Annotated in this window: 15 protein-coding genes; 8 read left to right on the forward strand and 7 right to left on the reverse strand. The window is 66.3% G+C overall.

The window, feature by feature from the left end:
* The first annotated feature begins 7 nt into the window (after positions 1-7).
* Entirely contained in the window at positions 8-469 is a 462-nt protein-coding gene (gene queF / locus ACVWYP_RS26940) for a preQ(1) synthase (RefSeq protein ID WP_155258392.1), read from the forward strand.
* 9 nt (positions 470-478) lie between these two features.
* Here queF and glsA read toward each other — a convergent pair whose 3' ends face one another.
* The 3 genes from glsA to kdsA form a co-directional block, all read right to left on the reverse strand.
* A complete protein-coding gene (gene glsA / locus ACVWYP_RS26945) occupies positions 479-2,329 on the reverse strand; it encodes a glutaminase A (protein ID WP_304500314.1) in 1,851 nt (616 codons plus the stop codon).
* A 166-nt stretch (positions 2,330-2,495) separates the two neighbouring features.
* Positions 2,496-3,689 carry an MFS transporter gene (locus ACVWYP_RS26950; RefSeq protein ID WP_253623842.1) on the reverse strand — a complete coding sequence of 398 codons (1,194 nt, stop codon included), beginning with the start codon at positions 3,687-3,689 and terminating at the stop codon, positions 2,496-2,498.
* Positions 3,690-3,704: 15 nt separating this feature from the next.
* Positions 3,705-4,559, reverse strand: a complete 855-nt coding sequence (kdsA, locus tag ACVWYP_RS26955; RefSeq protein WP_304495501.1) for a 3-deoxy-8-phosphooctulonate synthase — start codon at positions 4,557-4,559, stop codon at positions 3,705-3,707.
* Between the two features lie 165 nt (positions 4,560-4,724).
* Here kdsA and ACVWYP_RS26960 point away from each other — a divergent pair, with 165 nt between their 5' ends.
* Complete coding sequence (locus ACVWYP_RS26960) at positions 4,725-5,060, forward strand: PAAR domain-containing protein (protein ID WP_304495502.1); 336 nt, start codon at positions 4,725-4,727, stop codon at positions 5,058-5,060.
* Positions 5,061-5,118: 58 nt separating this feature from the next.
* Here ACVWYP_RS26960 and ACVWYP_RS26965 read toward each other — a convergent pair whose 3' ends face one another.
* Positions 5,119-5,445: an NIPSNAP family protein gene (locus ACVWYP_RS26965; RefSeq protein WP_076825453.1), complete on the reverse strand. Its 327-nt coding sequence runs from the start codon at positions 5,443-5,445 to the stop codon at positions 5,119-5,121.
* A 169-nt stretch (positions 5,446-5,614) separates the two neighbouring features.
* Here ACVWYP_RS26965 and ACVWYP_RS26970 point away from each other — a divergent pair, with 169 nt between their 5' ends.
* From ACVWYP_RS26970 to ACVWYP_RS26980, 3 genes are all read left to right on the forward strand, one after another.
* On the forward strand, positions 5,615-6,289 hold the full coding sequence (locus ACVWYP_RS26970; RefSeq protein ID WP_304495503.1) for a response regulator: 675 nt from the start codon (positions 5,615-5,617) through the stop codon (positions 6,287-6,289).
* Positions 6,286-7,665: a sensor histidine kinase gene (locus ACVWYP_RS26975; protein WP_304495504.1), complete on the forward strand. Its 1,380-nt coding sequence runs from the start codon at positions 6,286-6,288 to the stop codon at positions 7,663-7,665. The genes ACVWYP_RS26970 and ACVWYP_RS26975 overlap by 4 nt, the downstream gene beginning before the upstream one ends.
* A 216-nt stretch (positions 7,666-7,881) precedes the next feature.
* Positions 7,882-8,544 (forward strand): class I SAM-dependent methyltransferase, encoded by a 663-nt coding sequence (locus ACVWYP_RS26980; protein ID WP_304495505.1) that lies wholly within the window; start codon positions 7,882-7,884, stop codon positions 8,542-8,544.
* Between the two features lie 23 nt (positions 8,545-8,567).
* On the opposite strand, the gene ACVWYP_RS26985 is transcribed toward ACVWYP_RS26980, so the two are convergent.
* Both ACVWYP_RS26985 and secG read right to left on the reverse strand, forming a co-directional pair.
* A complete protein-coding gene (locus ACVWYP_RS26985) occupies positions 8,568-10,199 on the reverse strand; it encodes a CTP synthase (RefSeq protein WP_304495506.1) in 1,632 nt (543 codons plus the stop codon).
* A gap of 167 nt (positions 10,200-10,366) precedes the next feature.
* Positions 10,367-10,756, reverse strand: a complete 390-nt coding sequence (gene secG, locus ACVWYP_RS26990; protein ID WP_028339696.1) for a preprotein translocase subunit SecG — start codon at positions 10,754-10,756, stop codon at positions 10,367-10,369.
* A gap of 205 nt (positions 10,757-10,961) precedes the next feature.
* Here secG and ACVWYP_RS26995 point away from each other — a divergent pair, with 205 nt between their 5' ends.
* Together ACVWYP_RS26995 and ACVWYP_RS27000 are read left to right on the forward strand one after the other, a co-directional pair.
* Positions 10,962-11,528, forward strand: a complete 567-nt coding sequence (locus tag ACVWYP_RS26995; protein WP_028339695.1) for a helix-turn-helix domain-containing protein — start codon at positions 10,962-10,964, stop codon at positions 11,526-11,528.
* Positions 11,529-11,531: 3 nt separating this feature from the next.
* Positions 11,532-12,065, forward strand: coding sequence for a GNAT family N-acetyltransferase (locus ACVWYP_RS27000; RefSeq protein WP_028339694.1), 534 nt, complete (start codon positions 11,532-11,534; stop codon positions 12,063-12,065).
* A gap of 206 nt (positions 12,066-12,271) precedes the next feature.
* Here the strand turns inward: ACVWYP_RS27000 and tpiA are convergent, their stop codons facing one another.
* Positions 12,272-13,024: a triose-phosphate isomerase gene (gene tpiA, locus ACVWYP_RS27005; protein ID WP_304495507.1), complete on the reverse strand. Its 753-nt coding sequence runs from the start codon at positions 13,022-13,024 to the stop codon at positions 12,272-12,274.
* Between the two features lie 241 nt (positions 13,025-13,265).
* On the opposite strand from tpiA, the gene ACVWYP_RS27010 reads away from it, so the two are divergent.
* Positions 13,266-15,167, forward strand: coding sequence for a peptidylprolyl isomerase (locus ACVWYP_RS27010; protein WP_304495508.1), 1,902 nt, complete (start codon positions 13,266-13,268; stop codon positions 15,165-15,167).
* Positions 15,168-15,192 lie beyond the last annotated feature (25 nt).

Raw genomic sequence — 15,192 nt, forward strand, 5'->3', positions numbered from 1 at the left:
CAAAAGGATGAGGCCCATGGCGAAGAAAACCCTGCAACTCGGCCGTGCCGTCGCGTGGCCGGATAGCCCGGACAAGGCGGTGCTCGACCGCGTCCCCAATCCGCAGGCCGGCACGGATTATCTGGTGCGCTTCGCTATCCCGGAATTCACCTCGGTCTGCCCGATCACCGGCCAGCCGGACTTCGCCCATCTGGTGCTCGACTATGTGCCGGGCCGGTGGCTCCTGGAATCTAAGTCGCTGAAACTCTATGCGGCGAGCTTCCGCAATCACGGCGCCTTCCACGAGGATTGCACCGTCATGATCGGGAAGCGCATCGTCGGGGAAATCAAACCGAAATGGCTGCGGATCGGCGGTTACTGGTATCCGCGCGGCGGCATCCCGATCGACGTGTTCTTCCAGACCGGCCGGCTGCCGAAGGGCGTCTGGGTTCCCGATCAGGGCGTCGCGCCCTATCGAGGCCGGGGCTGATCCGGCGTCTCAATAGGCGCTCAGCAGATCGACCTTGGCATTGGCGAGGATGAGGCGGCGCGCCAGCAGTGCGGAAAGATTGCGCATGATCTTCATCGAAATCTGCGGGTGGAGCTGACGATAGTCGGCAAAGCTGTCGATCGGCAGCTCGAGGCATTTGACCGGCGTGTCCGCCCAGACGTCGGCGCTGCGGTGGCCCTCGATGATCGCCATCTCGCCGAACTCCATCCCCGGCCCGAGCGAGGCAAGCCGCACGCCGCTCGGCAGCTTCACGCTCACCATCCCGCTTTGCAGGAAGAACAACGAATTGGCCGGCTCGCCGGCCACGACGATGCGCTGGCCGGCGTCGTAGCGGCGCGGCGTCGAGAGTTCGGCGAGCGCGGCGATCTCCTCGGGCGCGAGATCGGCCAACAGCGCCTGCTCGCCGAGATGGGCGGTCTCCTTGGTCTCGGTGAAGCCGCCATAGCGGTAGATCAGTTGATCCTCGGCCCATTCAACGGCGTCGTCGAGCAGCGGAAAATGCCGCAACCGCTTCGGCTCTTCGATCTGCGCGCGGATCGTGGCCCAGACCGGCGACGTCGTCTCGACACCGGAGATGATCGTGGTGACACCGGAATTTCCGAGCGTGGCGATTTTCTCAGCCAGCAGCCGGGCGCCGGCTGCCGTGATGTCGGGCACGCGGTGGAAATCAAGGATCAGCAGCGGCGCGCCGGGCGGCTCGCTGGACAGCCGGCGAGTGACGTAGTCGATCGACGCGAAGTTGAGCGCCCCCACCAGCTCGATGACACGGGTGTCGCTGTGGCGGTCATCGAGGATCTGCTGTTCGTGCGGCTGGCGGCTGCGGCGGGAGGTGATGCCGAAGATGTCGTAGTCGGCGATGATGCAGGTGCGGACGTCGCCGCTGCGGTTGAGCATATGCAGATCAAATCGTGCCGACAGCGCCTCGCAAACCTTCAGGCCTCGCACGCTGTTGAAGTGCCCATCGAGCAGCGGCGAAAAGGTGCCGAGCCCCAATTGCGACGGGAGCGCTGCGACGATGCCGCCGCCGACCCCACTCTTGGCGGGCATTCCGACGCGATAGATCCACTCGCCGGCATAGTCGTACATGCCCGAGCTCGTCATCACCGACAGCGTGCGCGCGACGACGTGCGGCGTCACCACCTGGACGCCGGTGACCGGATTGACGCCGCGATTGGCGAGCGTTGCGGCCATCACCGCGAGGTCGCGCGCGGTGACGAGAATGGCGCATTGCCGGAAATAGATGTCGAGCACGGCATCGACGTCGTCCTGCAGCACGAGGTAGTTGCGCAGCAGCCAGGCGATCGCGCGATTGCGGTTGCCGGTCGCCGTCTCCGACGCATGGACCGCGTCGTCGACGTCGAGTTCGCGGCCGGCAAACTGGCCGAGCTTGTCCCGGATGCGCTCGAATGCGGCGCGGCCATCGACCTCGTGGATCAGCCCGGAGCAGGCAATCGCGCCGGCATTGACCATCGGATTGAACGGCTTGTTGTCGTTGGTCAGCCGGATCGAGTTGAATGCCTCACCGCTCGGCTCGACGCCGATCGCCGACGCGACGCGCGCTTCGCCGACGAGATCGAGGGCCAGCGCAAACACGAACGCCTTCGAAACGGACTGGATGGTGAAAGGAGCGGCGCTGTCGCCGACTTCGTAGACATGGCCATCGATGGTGACGAGGCTGATGCCGAAATGCGCAGGGTTGGCCCGTTTCAGCTCCGGAATGTAGTCGGCGAGCGCGCCGGAATTGTCCGATTTGAATTCTTGGTGGCAGGAGGCCAGAAAACGTTGAAGTGGAGGCTCGGTGCCATATCCCGTTGTCCTGACGTCCGCATTCCCTCGAATAGGCCAGCCAGTCTGGACGTCCACGCTCTCACCTCAAATGGCGAGAAATAAGCAATCCTCATGCCATGCGCGGTCGTCCGAACGCTGCTGCGACATGCGTCATCCTGACGCTGCACCCCGCTTCCCTGCATGTTGTGTCTGCCACCGCCGGCGGGCCCGTGGACGCCTAGGTTGTCTGCGCATCGGCGGGCCTGGTCTGCCGCAGAAACCGCGCGCAGATGAAGCCGAGCACCACCATCACGGCGGCGGCTGACACCAGCGTCGCGGTCTTGCCGACGTGTTGCAGGCCGAAGCCATAGGCGATCGGGCCGACGGTCTGGCCCATGAAAAAGAAGAACGAGTGCAGCGACAGCGCGGTGGCGCGCGCCTCGACCGACAGCTCGCTGGCGAACACCTGCAGGCAGCCGTGGATCATGTAGAAGCCGAGGCCCATCACCAAGAGGCCCGCCATCTGCAGCTTCCAGTGCGGCCCGAAGGCGACGCCGACGAGCTGGATAGCGACCAGGGTGGCGCCGACGACCATCATGCCCCTCACCCCGATCCACGGCAGCAGGCGCGACACCGTCAGCGTGTAGAGCAATCCGCCGATCGCAAAGCCGGCGATCACGATGCCGGCGATCGACAGCGAGGTCTCGCCGAGCTCGAACAGGAACGAGGCGATGAAGGGAAACAGCCCGAGCACGCAGCAGCCTTCGATGAAGACCGCCGAGTAACAGATGCGGGCGTTCGGATTGGTGAAGATGGTGCGATAACCGTGGCGAAGGGCCTTCAGGCTGGTGCGCGGCGGACGGTTCAGCGCGGCGCCGCGGAAACCGGCCGCGACCGCAAGCGCGACGATGATCACGAGGCCGCCGAGCACCGCGAGCACGCCGCGCCAGCCGAGGAAGTCGCCGATCAGGCCCGAGGCCGTGGCGCCAAGCAGATTGCCGGTCATCGAGCCCGCAAGGGTTCGCCCGATCGCGAGCTGCCGCTTGTCCGGGCCGACCAGATCGCTGGTCAACGACAGCGCCACCGGAAATACGCCGCCGGAGCCGATGCCGGCGAGGATGCGGGTCACGAACAGCATCGGGAACGAAGTCGACAGCGCGCCGAGGATGTTGGCGACGCCGAGCAGTCCGAGGCAGATCGTCATCAGCCGCGCCTTGCCGAACAGGTCGGCAGCGGCGCCGATCGCCGGCTGCACCGCGGCAAAGGTGAAGGCGAACACCGCGGCAAAGCTCGCCGCGGTCGCGATGCTGACGCCAAAGTCCTCGGCGACATGCGGCAGCACCGGATCGAGCGCGCGCACCGACAGGCTCGCCGCGAAGGTCGCCAGCGTGATCACGTTGAGGGCCGGCGGCATGCCGCTGGTTGCGGTCATGTCGTCGTCCGCCGGTCAGGCCGTCTTGGCGAGCGCGTCGAACTGCATCAGCCGCTTGACGAGGGACTCGAAGTCACGGAGCGGCACCATGTTGGGGCCGTCTGACGGCGCATGGTCCGGATCGGGATGGGTCTCGATGAACACGCCGGCGACGCCGACCGCGACCGCGGCCCGCGCCAGCACCGGGACGAATTCACGCTCGCCGCCCGACGAGGTGCCCTTGCCACCCGGCTGCTGCACCGAATGGGTGGCGTCGAAGATGACGGGCGCGCCGGTGGTGCGCGAAAGGATCGGCAGCGCGCGCATATCCGAGACCAGCGTGTTGTAGCCGAACGACGCGCCGCGCTCGGTGACCAGCACATTGGCGTTGCCGGCGCCGGTGATCTTGCTGACCACATTGGCCATGTCCCACGGCGCCAGGAACTGGCCCTTCTTGACATTGACGACCTTGCCGGTCGCGGCCGCGGCCAGCAAGAGATCGGTCTGCCGGCACAGGAAGGCCGGGATCTGCAGCACGTCGACCGCCTGCGCCACGTCGGCGCACTGGGTCGCCTCATGCACGTCGGTCAGCACCGGCAAGCCGAGCGAAGACCGGATTTCGGCGAAGATCGGCAGCGCCTGCGCCAATCCGATGCCGCGCGCCGCCGTCGCGCTGGTGCGGTTCGCCTTGTCGAACGAGGTCTTGTACACCATACCGATCTTCAGCCGCGCCGCGATCTCCTTCAGCGCGGAGGCCACTTCAAGCGCATGCGCGCGGCTCTCGAGCTGGCAGGGACCGGCGATGATTGAGATGGGCAAGGCATTGCCGAATTTGGCCGATCCGACGGCAACGATCGGCGCGGCGGCTGGCGCGGAAACCTGATTGGTCAAAATGCTGCATCCTTTTGCCGGCGACCATGCAGTCCCGCGCGGGACGGATCAAGCCATCCCGCACGATGAGGGGGTTGCGCTGACGCCGTGGGTGCGCCGTGCTAACACAATCCTGCCCGAACAGCGCCTATAAACTGGCTCGGAACAGATTCCCATGGGGAAGACATGCGCATCCCGCTGATGATCGGAGCCGTCGCCGCCCTGTCGGCGATGTCGGGCCTCGCCTACGGCCAGACCAGCAGCCAGCCCGGGGTCGTCACCGGCGGCGCCACCGGCGTGACCGTCAATGGCAAGCCGGCAGCGCGCAGCGGCGATACCACCAGCAATGGCGGCCCGCTCGTCGAGGGCGTGCCCAATGTCCTGATCAACGGCAAGCCGGCGGTGGTCATGGGCGATCGCACGCATTGCGGCGGCAAGACGACCTCCGGCAGCCACGGCGTCCTCATCAACGGCAAGCCGATGGTCCGCGAGGGCGATCAGACGTCCGGCTGCCCGCAATAGCCGCGCCGGTCACTGGGCGCGACGAAGTTTCGTCATCGCGCCCCCTGCGGCCACCGCGTCACTTGACCGACGAAAACGCCGTCGGCACCAGCAGCTGGTTGACGATGTTGAGAACGATCTGGCCGTCCTCCTCGGTCTTGGCGCGCGCGGTGATCCACTCCGGATCGGTCTGGAACGCGGTCCACTTCTTCTCGCGCTCGGCGAGCGATTCCCAGGCCAGCAGATAGGTCAGGTCCTGGTTGGATTCCCCGACCAGCGTCGTGAAGAAGCCGGCCTGCCTGATGCCGTGCTTGTCCCAGAGCTTCAGCGTGATGGTCTCGAAGCGCTTGAGCAGCGCCGGCAGCCGTCCCGGCAGGCAGCGATAGACGCGGGTCTCGTAGATCATTGGCGGTCCTCCCAGATTTGTGTGCGGGCGGTTATAGCCAGCGCCTTCCGGACTGTCTTGAGGGGGTGACAACATGGCACCCCTGCTCGCGACAGGCGGCCATTTCCGCAATGTTGTTGCAATGTTACTTGCCTTAAAACCTGCCTTCAGGAGCTGGACCCACAAGGACATGCGGATACTGCTGGTTGAGGACGAGGCCGAAATGGCGGCGGCGCTGTCGCAGGCGCTGAAGGGCTATGACATGGTGGTCGACCACGTGCCGAACCTTGCCGAGGCCGAGGAAGCGATCTGTGCCGACGTGCATGGCGCGGTCCTGCTCGACCGCCAGCTTCCGGACGGCGACGGCCTCACCCTGATCCCGAAGCTGCGCGCCAAGGCCGACGGCGTTCCGATCATCGTGCTGACCGCGCGCGGCGATCTCACCGACCGCATCACCGGCCTCGACAGTGGCGCCGACGACTATCTGGCCAAGCCGTTCGCCGTCGAGGAGCTGCTGGCGCGGCTGCGCGCCGTGCTGCGCCGCCCCGCCGGACTGCAGCTCGAGATCATCAGGGCCGGTCGCGTGGCGTTCGATTGCAGCCATCGCGAGGCCAGCGTCGACGGCCATCCGCTCGAGCTGCCGCGGCGCGAGCTGCTGGTGCTGGAGACGCTGCTGCGCCGCATGGGCCGCACCGTGCTGCGCGCGACGCTGGAGGAAGCCGTCTATAATTTCGAGGACGAGATCCAGTCCAACGCGCTCGACGCCCACGTCTCGCGGCTGCGCCGCAAACTCGCGGACGCCAACGCCGGGGTCGAGATCCATAGCATCCGCGGCGTCGGCTATCTTCTGAAGCAAACGTCATGAGCGAACAGGCCGAGCACTATTGCCTGCGCTCGCAACTGAGCTGGCGGCTGGTGACGCTGCAGGCGCTGCTGCTTGCGATGCTGATCGTCTGCCTGATCAGCGCGTTGTGTGCCACCGGTTTCCTGATCGTTCCGCGCGATGAGGATCATGTGATTTCCATCGTGCAGGGCGCGGTCGCACGCGACGGCAAGGGCGAGCTGATCCTGCGCCCGACGGCCGAACTGCAAAAGCTTCGTGACGACACGCCCGACCTCTGGTTCCTGGTCCGCGACCGGCAAGGCCGTTCGCTGACGGAAGGCGCGGTGCCGCCGGAATTCGCCAGGATCGGTGGCGCGCTCGACCAGATCAGCCAGGCGCGGCTCGGCTGGCAGATGTTCGAGGATGATCCGCGCAAGCCGCCGGCGCGGCTGAAGCGCGTCAATTCCGATGCCGGCCCCGTGCAGGTGCTCACCGCGACGCAAGGGCCGATGTCGAGCGTCAAGACCGCGCTCGCCACGACGCTGGCGTTCCTCGCCATTGCCCTGCCCGGCCTTTTCCTGATGGCATGCGCCACCTTCATCGCGACGCCGATGGTGGTGAAGCGCGCCTTCGCCGGTCTCGATACCACCGCCGACGAAGCGCGCCGGATCGATTTCCGCCAGCGCGGCAGCCGGCTGTCGGCGGATCATCTGCCGCTAGAGGTCGCGCCGCTGGTGACCGCCATCAACGATGCGCTGAAGCGGCTCGACGACGGCTATTCCCGGCACCAGCGCTTCGTCGCCGACGCGGCACATGAATTGCGCACGCCGATCGCGATCCTCAACACGCGGCTGGAGTCGCTGCCGCCGGGCCCGGAGAAAACCCGCCTGCTCGAGGACTCGGCGCGGCTTGCGACATTGGCCGAGCAACTGCTCGACATCCAGCGCTTCGACCAGTGCCGCAATCCGTTCGTCCGCGTCGATCTCGTCGCGGTCGCACGCAATGTCGCGGCCGACCTTGCGCCGCTGGCGATCGCGGCCGGCTACGAGCTGTCGCTCGATACTTCGGTCGATCGCGTGGAAACATCCGGCGATCGCGCGGCGCTGGAGCGCGCGCTGACCAATCTGGTGCAGAACGCCATCCAGCATGGCGGCCGCCGCGGCACCATCACCATCCATGTCGGCAGCGCCGCGACGATCGACGTATCGGATGAAGGCGACGGCATTCCCCAGGACCAGCGCACGCGGATCTTCGACCCGTTCTATCGGCTCGCGCCGCTCGACCGCGGCGCCGGCCTCGGCCTCAACATGGTGCGCGAGATCGCAAGGCTGCACGGCGGTCACGTCTCCGTGCTCGATGGTCCGAAGGGCGGCGCGTGCTTCCGCCTCACATTACCGCCGGCGCCGTTCGCATCGTGATACCAAGCGTTTTCGAGCGAAGCCTGTCCCGCACTCGATGCGGGATGGGCACCGGTTCGCGTGAAGCAAACGCGTCAAAACTAGAATCGAGAGCCCCGTTCCGATTCAATCGGAACGGGGCTCTCGCGCAATGTTGTCGCAATGCAGCTCCCGCAAACAAGGCGTCACGCTTCGCATCTTGAGTCGAAGCGCCGCGACACTCTGTTGGGAATCCCAATGTCACATGATCTGCTGTCTTTCTTCACGGCGTGGATGGCGGCCCCCGGCCGCGTCGGCGCCATCGCGCCGTCGGGCGCCGCGCTCGCCGAACTCATCACGCGCGACATCACCGCCGACACCGGCCCGGTGCTCGAGCTCGGTCCGGGCACCGGCGCGTTTACCTATCAGCTGTTGAAGCGCGGCGTGCGCCAGCAGGATCTTACGCTGATCGAGTACGGCTCGGATTTCATGCGGCTGTTGCAGCTCCGTTTTCCCGGCGCGCGCGTGCTGTGGATGGACGCGGCGCGGCTGGCCTCGGAACGGCTATATGAGGGCGCGCCGGTCGGCGCCGTCGTCAGCGGACTGCCGCTGCTCAACATGTCGCCGCGCAAGGTGATCTCGATCGTCGGCGGCGCGTTCAGCTATCTGCGTCCCGGCGGCGCGTTCTATCAATTCACCTACGGCATGCGCTGCCCGGTGCCGCGGCCGATCCTCGACCGGCTCGGCCTGCGCGCCACGCTGGTCGATCGCGCCATCCTCAACGTGCCGCCGGCCGCAGTCTACCGGCTGACGCGCCGCCCGCAATACAAGCTGATGACGCGCGACGGCACGCCGGCGGCTGGTGCAAACGTTTCACCGATCAAGAAAGAACGCCGGGCCAGCGAGGACTGCGCCGCATAGCGGCGCAGCTGACGGCCGCTTGGTTAGACCAGCCGGCTCTGCTTCGCTGCGGCCTCGATGAACGAGGCAAACAGCGGATGCGGCTCGAACGGCCGCGACTTCAGCTCGGGATGGAACTGGACGCCGATGAACCAGGGATGGTCCTCGTACTCCACGATCTCCGGCAGCACGCCGTCAGGCGACATGCCGGAGAAGCGCAGGCCGTGCTGCTCGAGGCGGTCCTTGTAGGCGGTGTTGACCTCGTAGCGATGGCGGTGCCGCTCGGAGATCTCGGTCGCGCCGCCATAGACCTGCGAGACGCGGCTGCCGCGGTTGAGCGCCGCGGGATAGGCGCCGAGCCGCATCGTGCCGCCAAGATCGCCGCTCTGCGAGCGCTTCTCGAGCTCGTTGCCGCGCAGCCATTCCGTCATCAGGCCGACCAGCGGCTCCTTGGTCGGGCCGAACTCGGTCGAGTTGGCGTCCTCGATGCCGACCAGGTTGCGCGCCGCCTCGATCACCGCCATCTGCATGCCGAAGCAGATGCCGAAATACGGCACGTCACGCTCGCGCGCGAACTGCGCCGCGCGGATCTTGCCCTCGGCGCCGCGCTGGCCGAAGCCGCCGGGCACCAGGATGCCGTTGACGTGCTCGAGGAACGGCGCCGGGTCCTCGTTCTCGAACACCTCGCTCTCGATCCAGTCGAGATTGACCTTCACCTTGTTGGCGATGCCACCATGCGACAGCGCCTCGATCAGCGATTTGTAGGCGTCCTTCATGCCGGTGTATTTGCCGACGATGGCGATCGTCACCGCACCTTCCGGATTGCGGACGCGCTCGTTGATGACGTGCCAGCTCTGCAGCGCCGGCGGAATCTTCGCGGTGATGCCGAACGCGGCCAGCACCTCGTCGTCGAGGCCGGCGGCGTGATAGGCCTCCGGCACGGCGTAGATGTTGTCGACGTCGCGCGCCTCGATCACGGCGCTCTCGCGCACGTTACAGAACAGGCCGAGCTTGCGCCGCTCCTCCTTGGGAATCTCGCGGTCGGTGCGGCACAGCAGGATGTCCGGCTGGATGCCGATCGAGCGCAGCTCCTTCACCGAGTGCTGCGTCGGCTTTGTCTTGAGTTCGCCGGCACTTGGAATGTACGGCAGAAGCGTCAGGTGAATGTAGACGGCATGATCGCGCGGCAGCTCGTTCTTGAGCTGGCGGATCGCCTCGAAGAACGGCAGGCCCTCGATGTCGCCGACGGTGCCGCCGATCTCGACCAGCACGAAATCGAACTCGTCGTTACCCGACAGCACGAATTCCTTGATCGCGTTGGTGACGTGCGGGACCACCTGGATGGTGGCACCGAGATAGTCGCCGCGGCGCTCCTTGGAGATAATATCCTGGTAGATCCGACCGGTCGTGATGTTGTCGGCCTTGGTGGCCGGACGACCGGTGAAGCGCTCGTAATGGCCGAGATCGAGGTCGGTCTCGGCGCCGTCGTCGGTCACGAACACTTCGCCGTGCTGATACGGCGACATCGTTCCGGGATCGAGGTTGAGATAGGGATCGAGCTTGCGAAGGCGGACTTTGTAGCCCCTGGCCTGCAGCAAAGCGCCGAGCGCCGCTGAAGCCAGACCCTTGCCGAGCGAGGAGACCACGCCGCCGGTGATGAATATGTACCGCGCCATGGGACTTTACCTTTAATCCGACTCCGGCGATTCGCAAAACGAATCGGCTGTTCCCGGCAAACAATTCGCCGGGCTGTGGGTTGCATCAAACTGGAAGCGATTTCAAAGCATTGATGGGGGTTTCTGATGCAGGATGCCAGCGGGGCATCCTGCATGGCCACCCTGCTTTATTGCGACCGTGGCGCCTGCGGGCCGCTCGGGGCCTGCTGCCCCTGCTGCTCGTCGGCCTTCTTCAGCGAATCGAGGATGCCGCCCGAGGTCGGCGCGTTCATCGGCGTGCCGCCGGCCGGCTGCGTCTGCGCCGGTGCGCCGGTGCCGATGATCGAGCTCGGCTTGCGGTCGTAGCCTGCGTACCAGGACAGGAACAGGCTGGTGATGAAGAAGCCCACCGCGAGGATCGCCGTGGTCCGCGTCAGCAAATTGGCGGTGCCGCGGCTCGACATGAAGCCGGCGCCGCCACCCATGCCAAGGCCGCCGCCTTCGGATTTCTGCAACAGCACGGCGCCGATCATGACGCTGACAATCATGAGATGAATAATGATAACGACAGTCTGCATCGCAAGCCTTCCGTCATAAGCCGCCAAGCGGCCAGACAAACGGCGCTATCGGCTTTACGGGTTTTCGTGAAGTCGCGCCCTGTTACACGATTGCACCGGGCATTGTCACCCCCGAGATAGTCGCACTGTCGATGATCACAAGCCGCGCCGATCGCGGCCCGGCCGGGCCTTGCCCGGAACCGGCGATTTCTATTATAATAGACACATGGATACTTTGGTAGACGATCTGAGCCAACGACTGGCACAGCGGATCAGGCTCGAACGCGATAGCCGCGGCTGGTCGCTGGCCGACCTCGCCGAACGTGCAGGCGTCTCGAAGGCCACGATCAGCAAGATCGAGCGCGCCGAGGTCAGCCCCACCGCGGTCGTGCTGGTGCGCCTCGCCTCGGCTTTCGATCTCACTTTGGCCGGGCTGATGTTGCGCGCCGAAGGCCAGGGCGAACGGCTGTCGCGCGCCGCCGCGCAACCGGTCTGGCGCGATCCGGAAACCGGCTATCTGCGCCGCCAGGTGTTCAGCCGTCCCGACCATCCGGTCGAGCTGGTGCGGGTCGAGTTGCCGCCGAAGCAGACCGTGACCCTGCCCGCCTCCTCCTACGCGCATATCCGCCAACTGGTCTGGGTGCTCAGCGGCAGCCTCGTCATCACCGAAGGCGGCGCACGCCACGTGCTCGCCGCCGGCGATTGCCTCGGTTTTGGCCCGCCGGCCGAGACGACCTTCGCCAACGAGACCAACGTCGGGTGCACCTATGTGGTCACCCTGGCCCGGAGCTGATGCATGTCGCACCTTGCCATCAAGCCGCTCGAGGACGCGCCCGCGATTCGCAGCGCGCTTCGCGAGCTGCTGATCGAGACCGTCGCCGGCGGCGGCTCGGTGAGCTTCATGCATCCGCTGTCGCCGGATGACGCCGATGCGTTCTGGCAGGACTCGCTCGGCGCCGCCGCGCGCGGCGAACGCATCGTGCTCGGCGCCTTCACCGGCAATGATCTGATCGGCACCGTGACGCTTCTGCTCAACCTGCCGCCGAACCAGCCGCATCGGGCGGAAATTGCAAAGATGATGACACGCATCGCCCACCGCCATCGCGGCGTGGCGACCGAATTGATGCGCGCGGCCGAGCAGCTTGCGATCGCGCACGGACGCACGCTGCTCGTGCTCGACACCGCCGAAGAGGATGGCGCCGCGCCACTCTACGAACGGCTGGGATTTCAGCTCACCGGCATCATCCCGGACTACGCGCTGAAGCCGCATGGCGGCCTCACCGGGACGATGATCTACTGGAAGCGGATCGGCGCGGCTGCGGCTGCCTAGCCCGCCACTCAATAAAGGTGCCTACGGCCAACTGCCAATCCCGTCACCCCCGCGCAAAGGCGAAGCCTTTGTCGCTGGAGGAGCCGCGTAGCGGCGTCTCGAAGGGTGCACGGCCACCAGCCGGGCCGTCGCCCCTTCGAGGCTCGCTCCGCTCGCACCTCAGGGTGACGGTGAGCGAGCCCAATTCGAGGCACGGCCGCGGCCGCCTAACACCCCGCGGCGATCGCCAAAAAGTCGGACGCCTTCAGGCTGGCGCCGCCGACCAGTGCGCCGTTGACATTGGCGACGGCCATCAGCTCGGCCGCGTTCGACGGCTTGACCGAGCCGCCGTAGAGGATCCTGATCCTGTTTCCCTCGCCCATGAAGCGATCGGTGAGCTGACCTCGGATAAACCTGTGAACTTCCTCGACATCCTTGGCCGTCGGGGTCAGGCCGGTGCCGATCGCCCAGACCGGCTCATAGGCCACGACCAGGTTGGCCGCGGTCGAGCCGTCGGGCAGCGAGCCCGCAAGCTGGGTGCCGCAGAGATCGAGCGTCTTGCCGGCGTCGCGCTGCTCGCGCGTCTCGCCGATGCAGACGATCGCGGTCAATCCGGCGCGCCAGACGGCCTCCGCCTTCTGCCGAATCAAGGCATCGGTCTCGCCGTGGTCGGCGCGCCGCTCGGAATGGCCGACGATGATCGCGACCGCGCCGAGGTCTTTGAACATCTCCGCCGAGAGATCGCCGGTGTGGGCACCCGATGCCTTGGGATGGCAATCCTGGGCGCCGACCGCGACCTTCGAGCCGCGCGCCTTGTCGGCAAAGGCCCCGACCAACGTCGCCGGCGGACAGACCAGGAGATCGGCCCTTCCGGCGACATCGCCGGCGCCCGCCAGCATCGCGTCGAACTCGACAAAAGAGGATTTCAGGCCGTTCATTTTCCAGTTGCCGGCGATCAGCGGCCGGATGGCGTCGGTCATGTCGGATGTCCCATCGTTCAAGCGTGTCCCTGCGCTACCAGAGCCGGGCGGCGACTTCCAGAGCGCGGCTTCGCGCTCACCGTGCGACGCTTCCGCCCGCGCGGCCAAGGTTGCGGGGGCGCTTCGGCCACTTTATGATGGGTTTTCAACCCGGTGACGCCCTGCTGCGGGACAAAAGCCTCGACTTTCGGCTCCCCATTGGGCACGACCCGGTTCCCCTCCTGTAAAACAAGTTGGACCCATGCTTCGAGGAATGCGGAAAGCCTCATCAAACTGGCTCGGCAAGACGATTATGGCCGTGGTGATGGGCGTTTTGATCGTCAGTTTCGGAATTTGGGGCATTGCCGACATTTTCAAGGGGTTTGGCCAGTCGACCTTCGCCAAGGTGGGCGGGACCGAGATTTCGGCCGAGCAGTTCCGCCAGATCTATACCGACCGCCTGCAGCAGCTTGGCCGCCAGTTCGGCCGTCCGCTGACGCCGGACCAGGCGCGCGCCTTCGGCATTGACCGCCAGGTGCTGCAGCAGACGCTTGCGGAAGCCGCGCTGGACGAGGAGGCGCGCCGCATGGGCCTCAATGTGTCCGACGCCGAGGTGCTGCGCGCGATCTACAACGATCCGAACTTCAAGGGCCTCAACAACCAGTTCGACCCGCAGCGCTTCCAGGCCGTGATCCGCAACTATGGCTATACCGAAGGCCGCTACATCGCCGAGCAGCGCCGCGTTGGCCTCAGGCGCCAGATCGCCGGCACCATCTCGTCCGGGATCGAGCCGCCGAAATCGCTGGTCGAGGCGCTGACCCGGTTCCAGAACGAGCAGCGTTCGATCGACTACATCACGCTCGGCGCCGCGCAGACCGGCACCATCGATCCACCCTCGCCCGAGGCACTCGCCGCTTATTTCGAGGACCACAAGGTCCAGTTCCGCGCGCCCGAATACCGCAAGATCTCCTTCGTCGCGATCACGCCCGAGGAGATCGGCAAGTGGGAAACGGTGTCGGACGAGGACGCCAGGAAGATCTTCGAGGAGCGCAAGGACCGGCTCAGCACGCCGGAGAAGCGCGAGGTCTCGCAGATCGTGTTTCCGGACGCCGGCGAGGCGCAGGCCGCACGCGGGCGGATTGCGTCGGGCGCGTCGTTCGACGACATCGCCAAGGAGCGCAACCTCAATCTGGCCGACGTCAATCTCGGCCTGGTCGCGAAGTCGGCGATCCTCGATCCGGCCGTCGCCGATGCCGCCTTCTCGCTGCCCGCAGGCGAAGTGAGCCAGCCGGTGCAGGGCCGCTTCGGCGTCGCACTGGTCAAGGTCGGCAAGGTCGAGCCCGGCGCGACCCCGAGCTATGAGAGCCTCGCCCAGCAGGTAAAGAACGAGATCGCCTCCGAGCGCGCCCGCACCAAGGTCGCCGAGCTGCGCGACAAGATGGAAGACGAGCGCGGCGGCGGCGCCAGCGTCGTCGAAGCCGCACAGAAGCTGAAGCTGACGCCCGTCACCATCGACGCGGTCGATCGCTCCGGGCGGCTGCCGAACGGCCAGGTCGCGACCAACATCCCGCGCGGCCTCGACGTGGTGTCGCAGGCCTTCAACAGCGACGTCGGCGTCGACAACGACCCGATCCAGTTCAGTGGCGGCTATGTCTGGTACGACGTGCTCGGCATCACGCCGTCGCGCGAGCGCAGCCTCGACGAGGTTCGCGACCAGGTCGAGGCCAAGTGGCGCGAGGATCAGATCTCCGCCAAGCTGCGCGCCAAGGCGACCGAGATCGTCCAGAAGCTCGACAGCGGCGCCAAGCTCGCCGACGAAGCCGCCGCGGCCGGCGTCAAGGTCGAAACCGCGGCGAATTTCAACCGCGAGGCCTCGCTGCCTGCCGTGCCGGCAGGCGTGATTGCGGCCGCGTTCCGGGCCGCCAAGGACGGCGACGGACAGACCTCCGTCGCCGGCGGCAGCCAGTGGGTGGTCTTCCGCGTCACCAACGTGACGGTGCCGCCGGTCGACTTCGCGTCGGATGCGGCCAAGCAGCTCACCGAGGCGCTGCGGCGGTCGCTCAGCGACGAGCAGGTCGCGCAATATGTCACGAAGATCGAGTCCGATATCGGCGTGACCATCAACCAGGCAGCCTTCGCACAGGTGACAGGCGCAAATAATTGAGCATGATCGGGACAGCGCGACGGCG

It is taken from the genome of Bradyrhizobium sp. USDA 3262 (assembly GCF_054060035.1).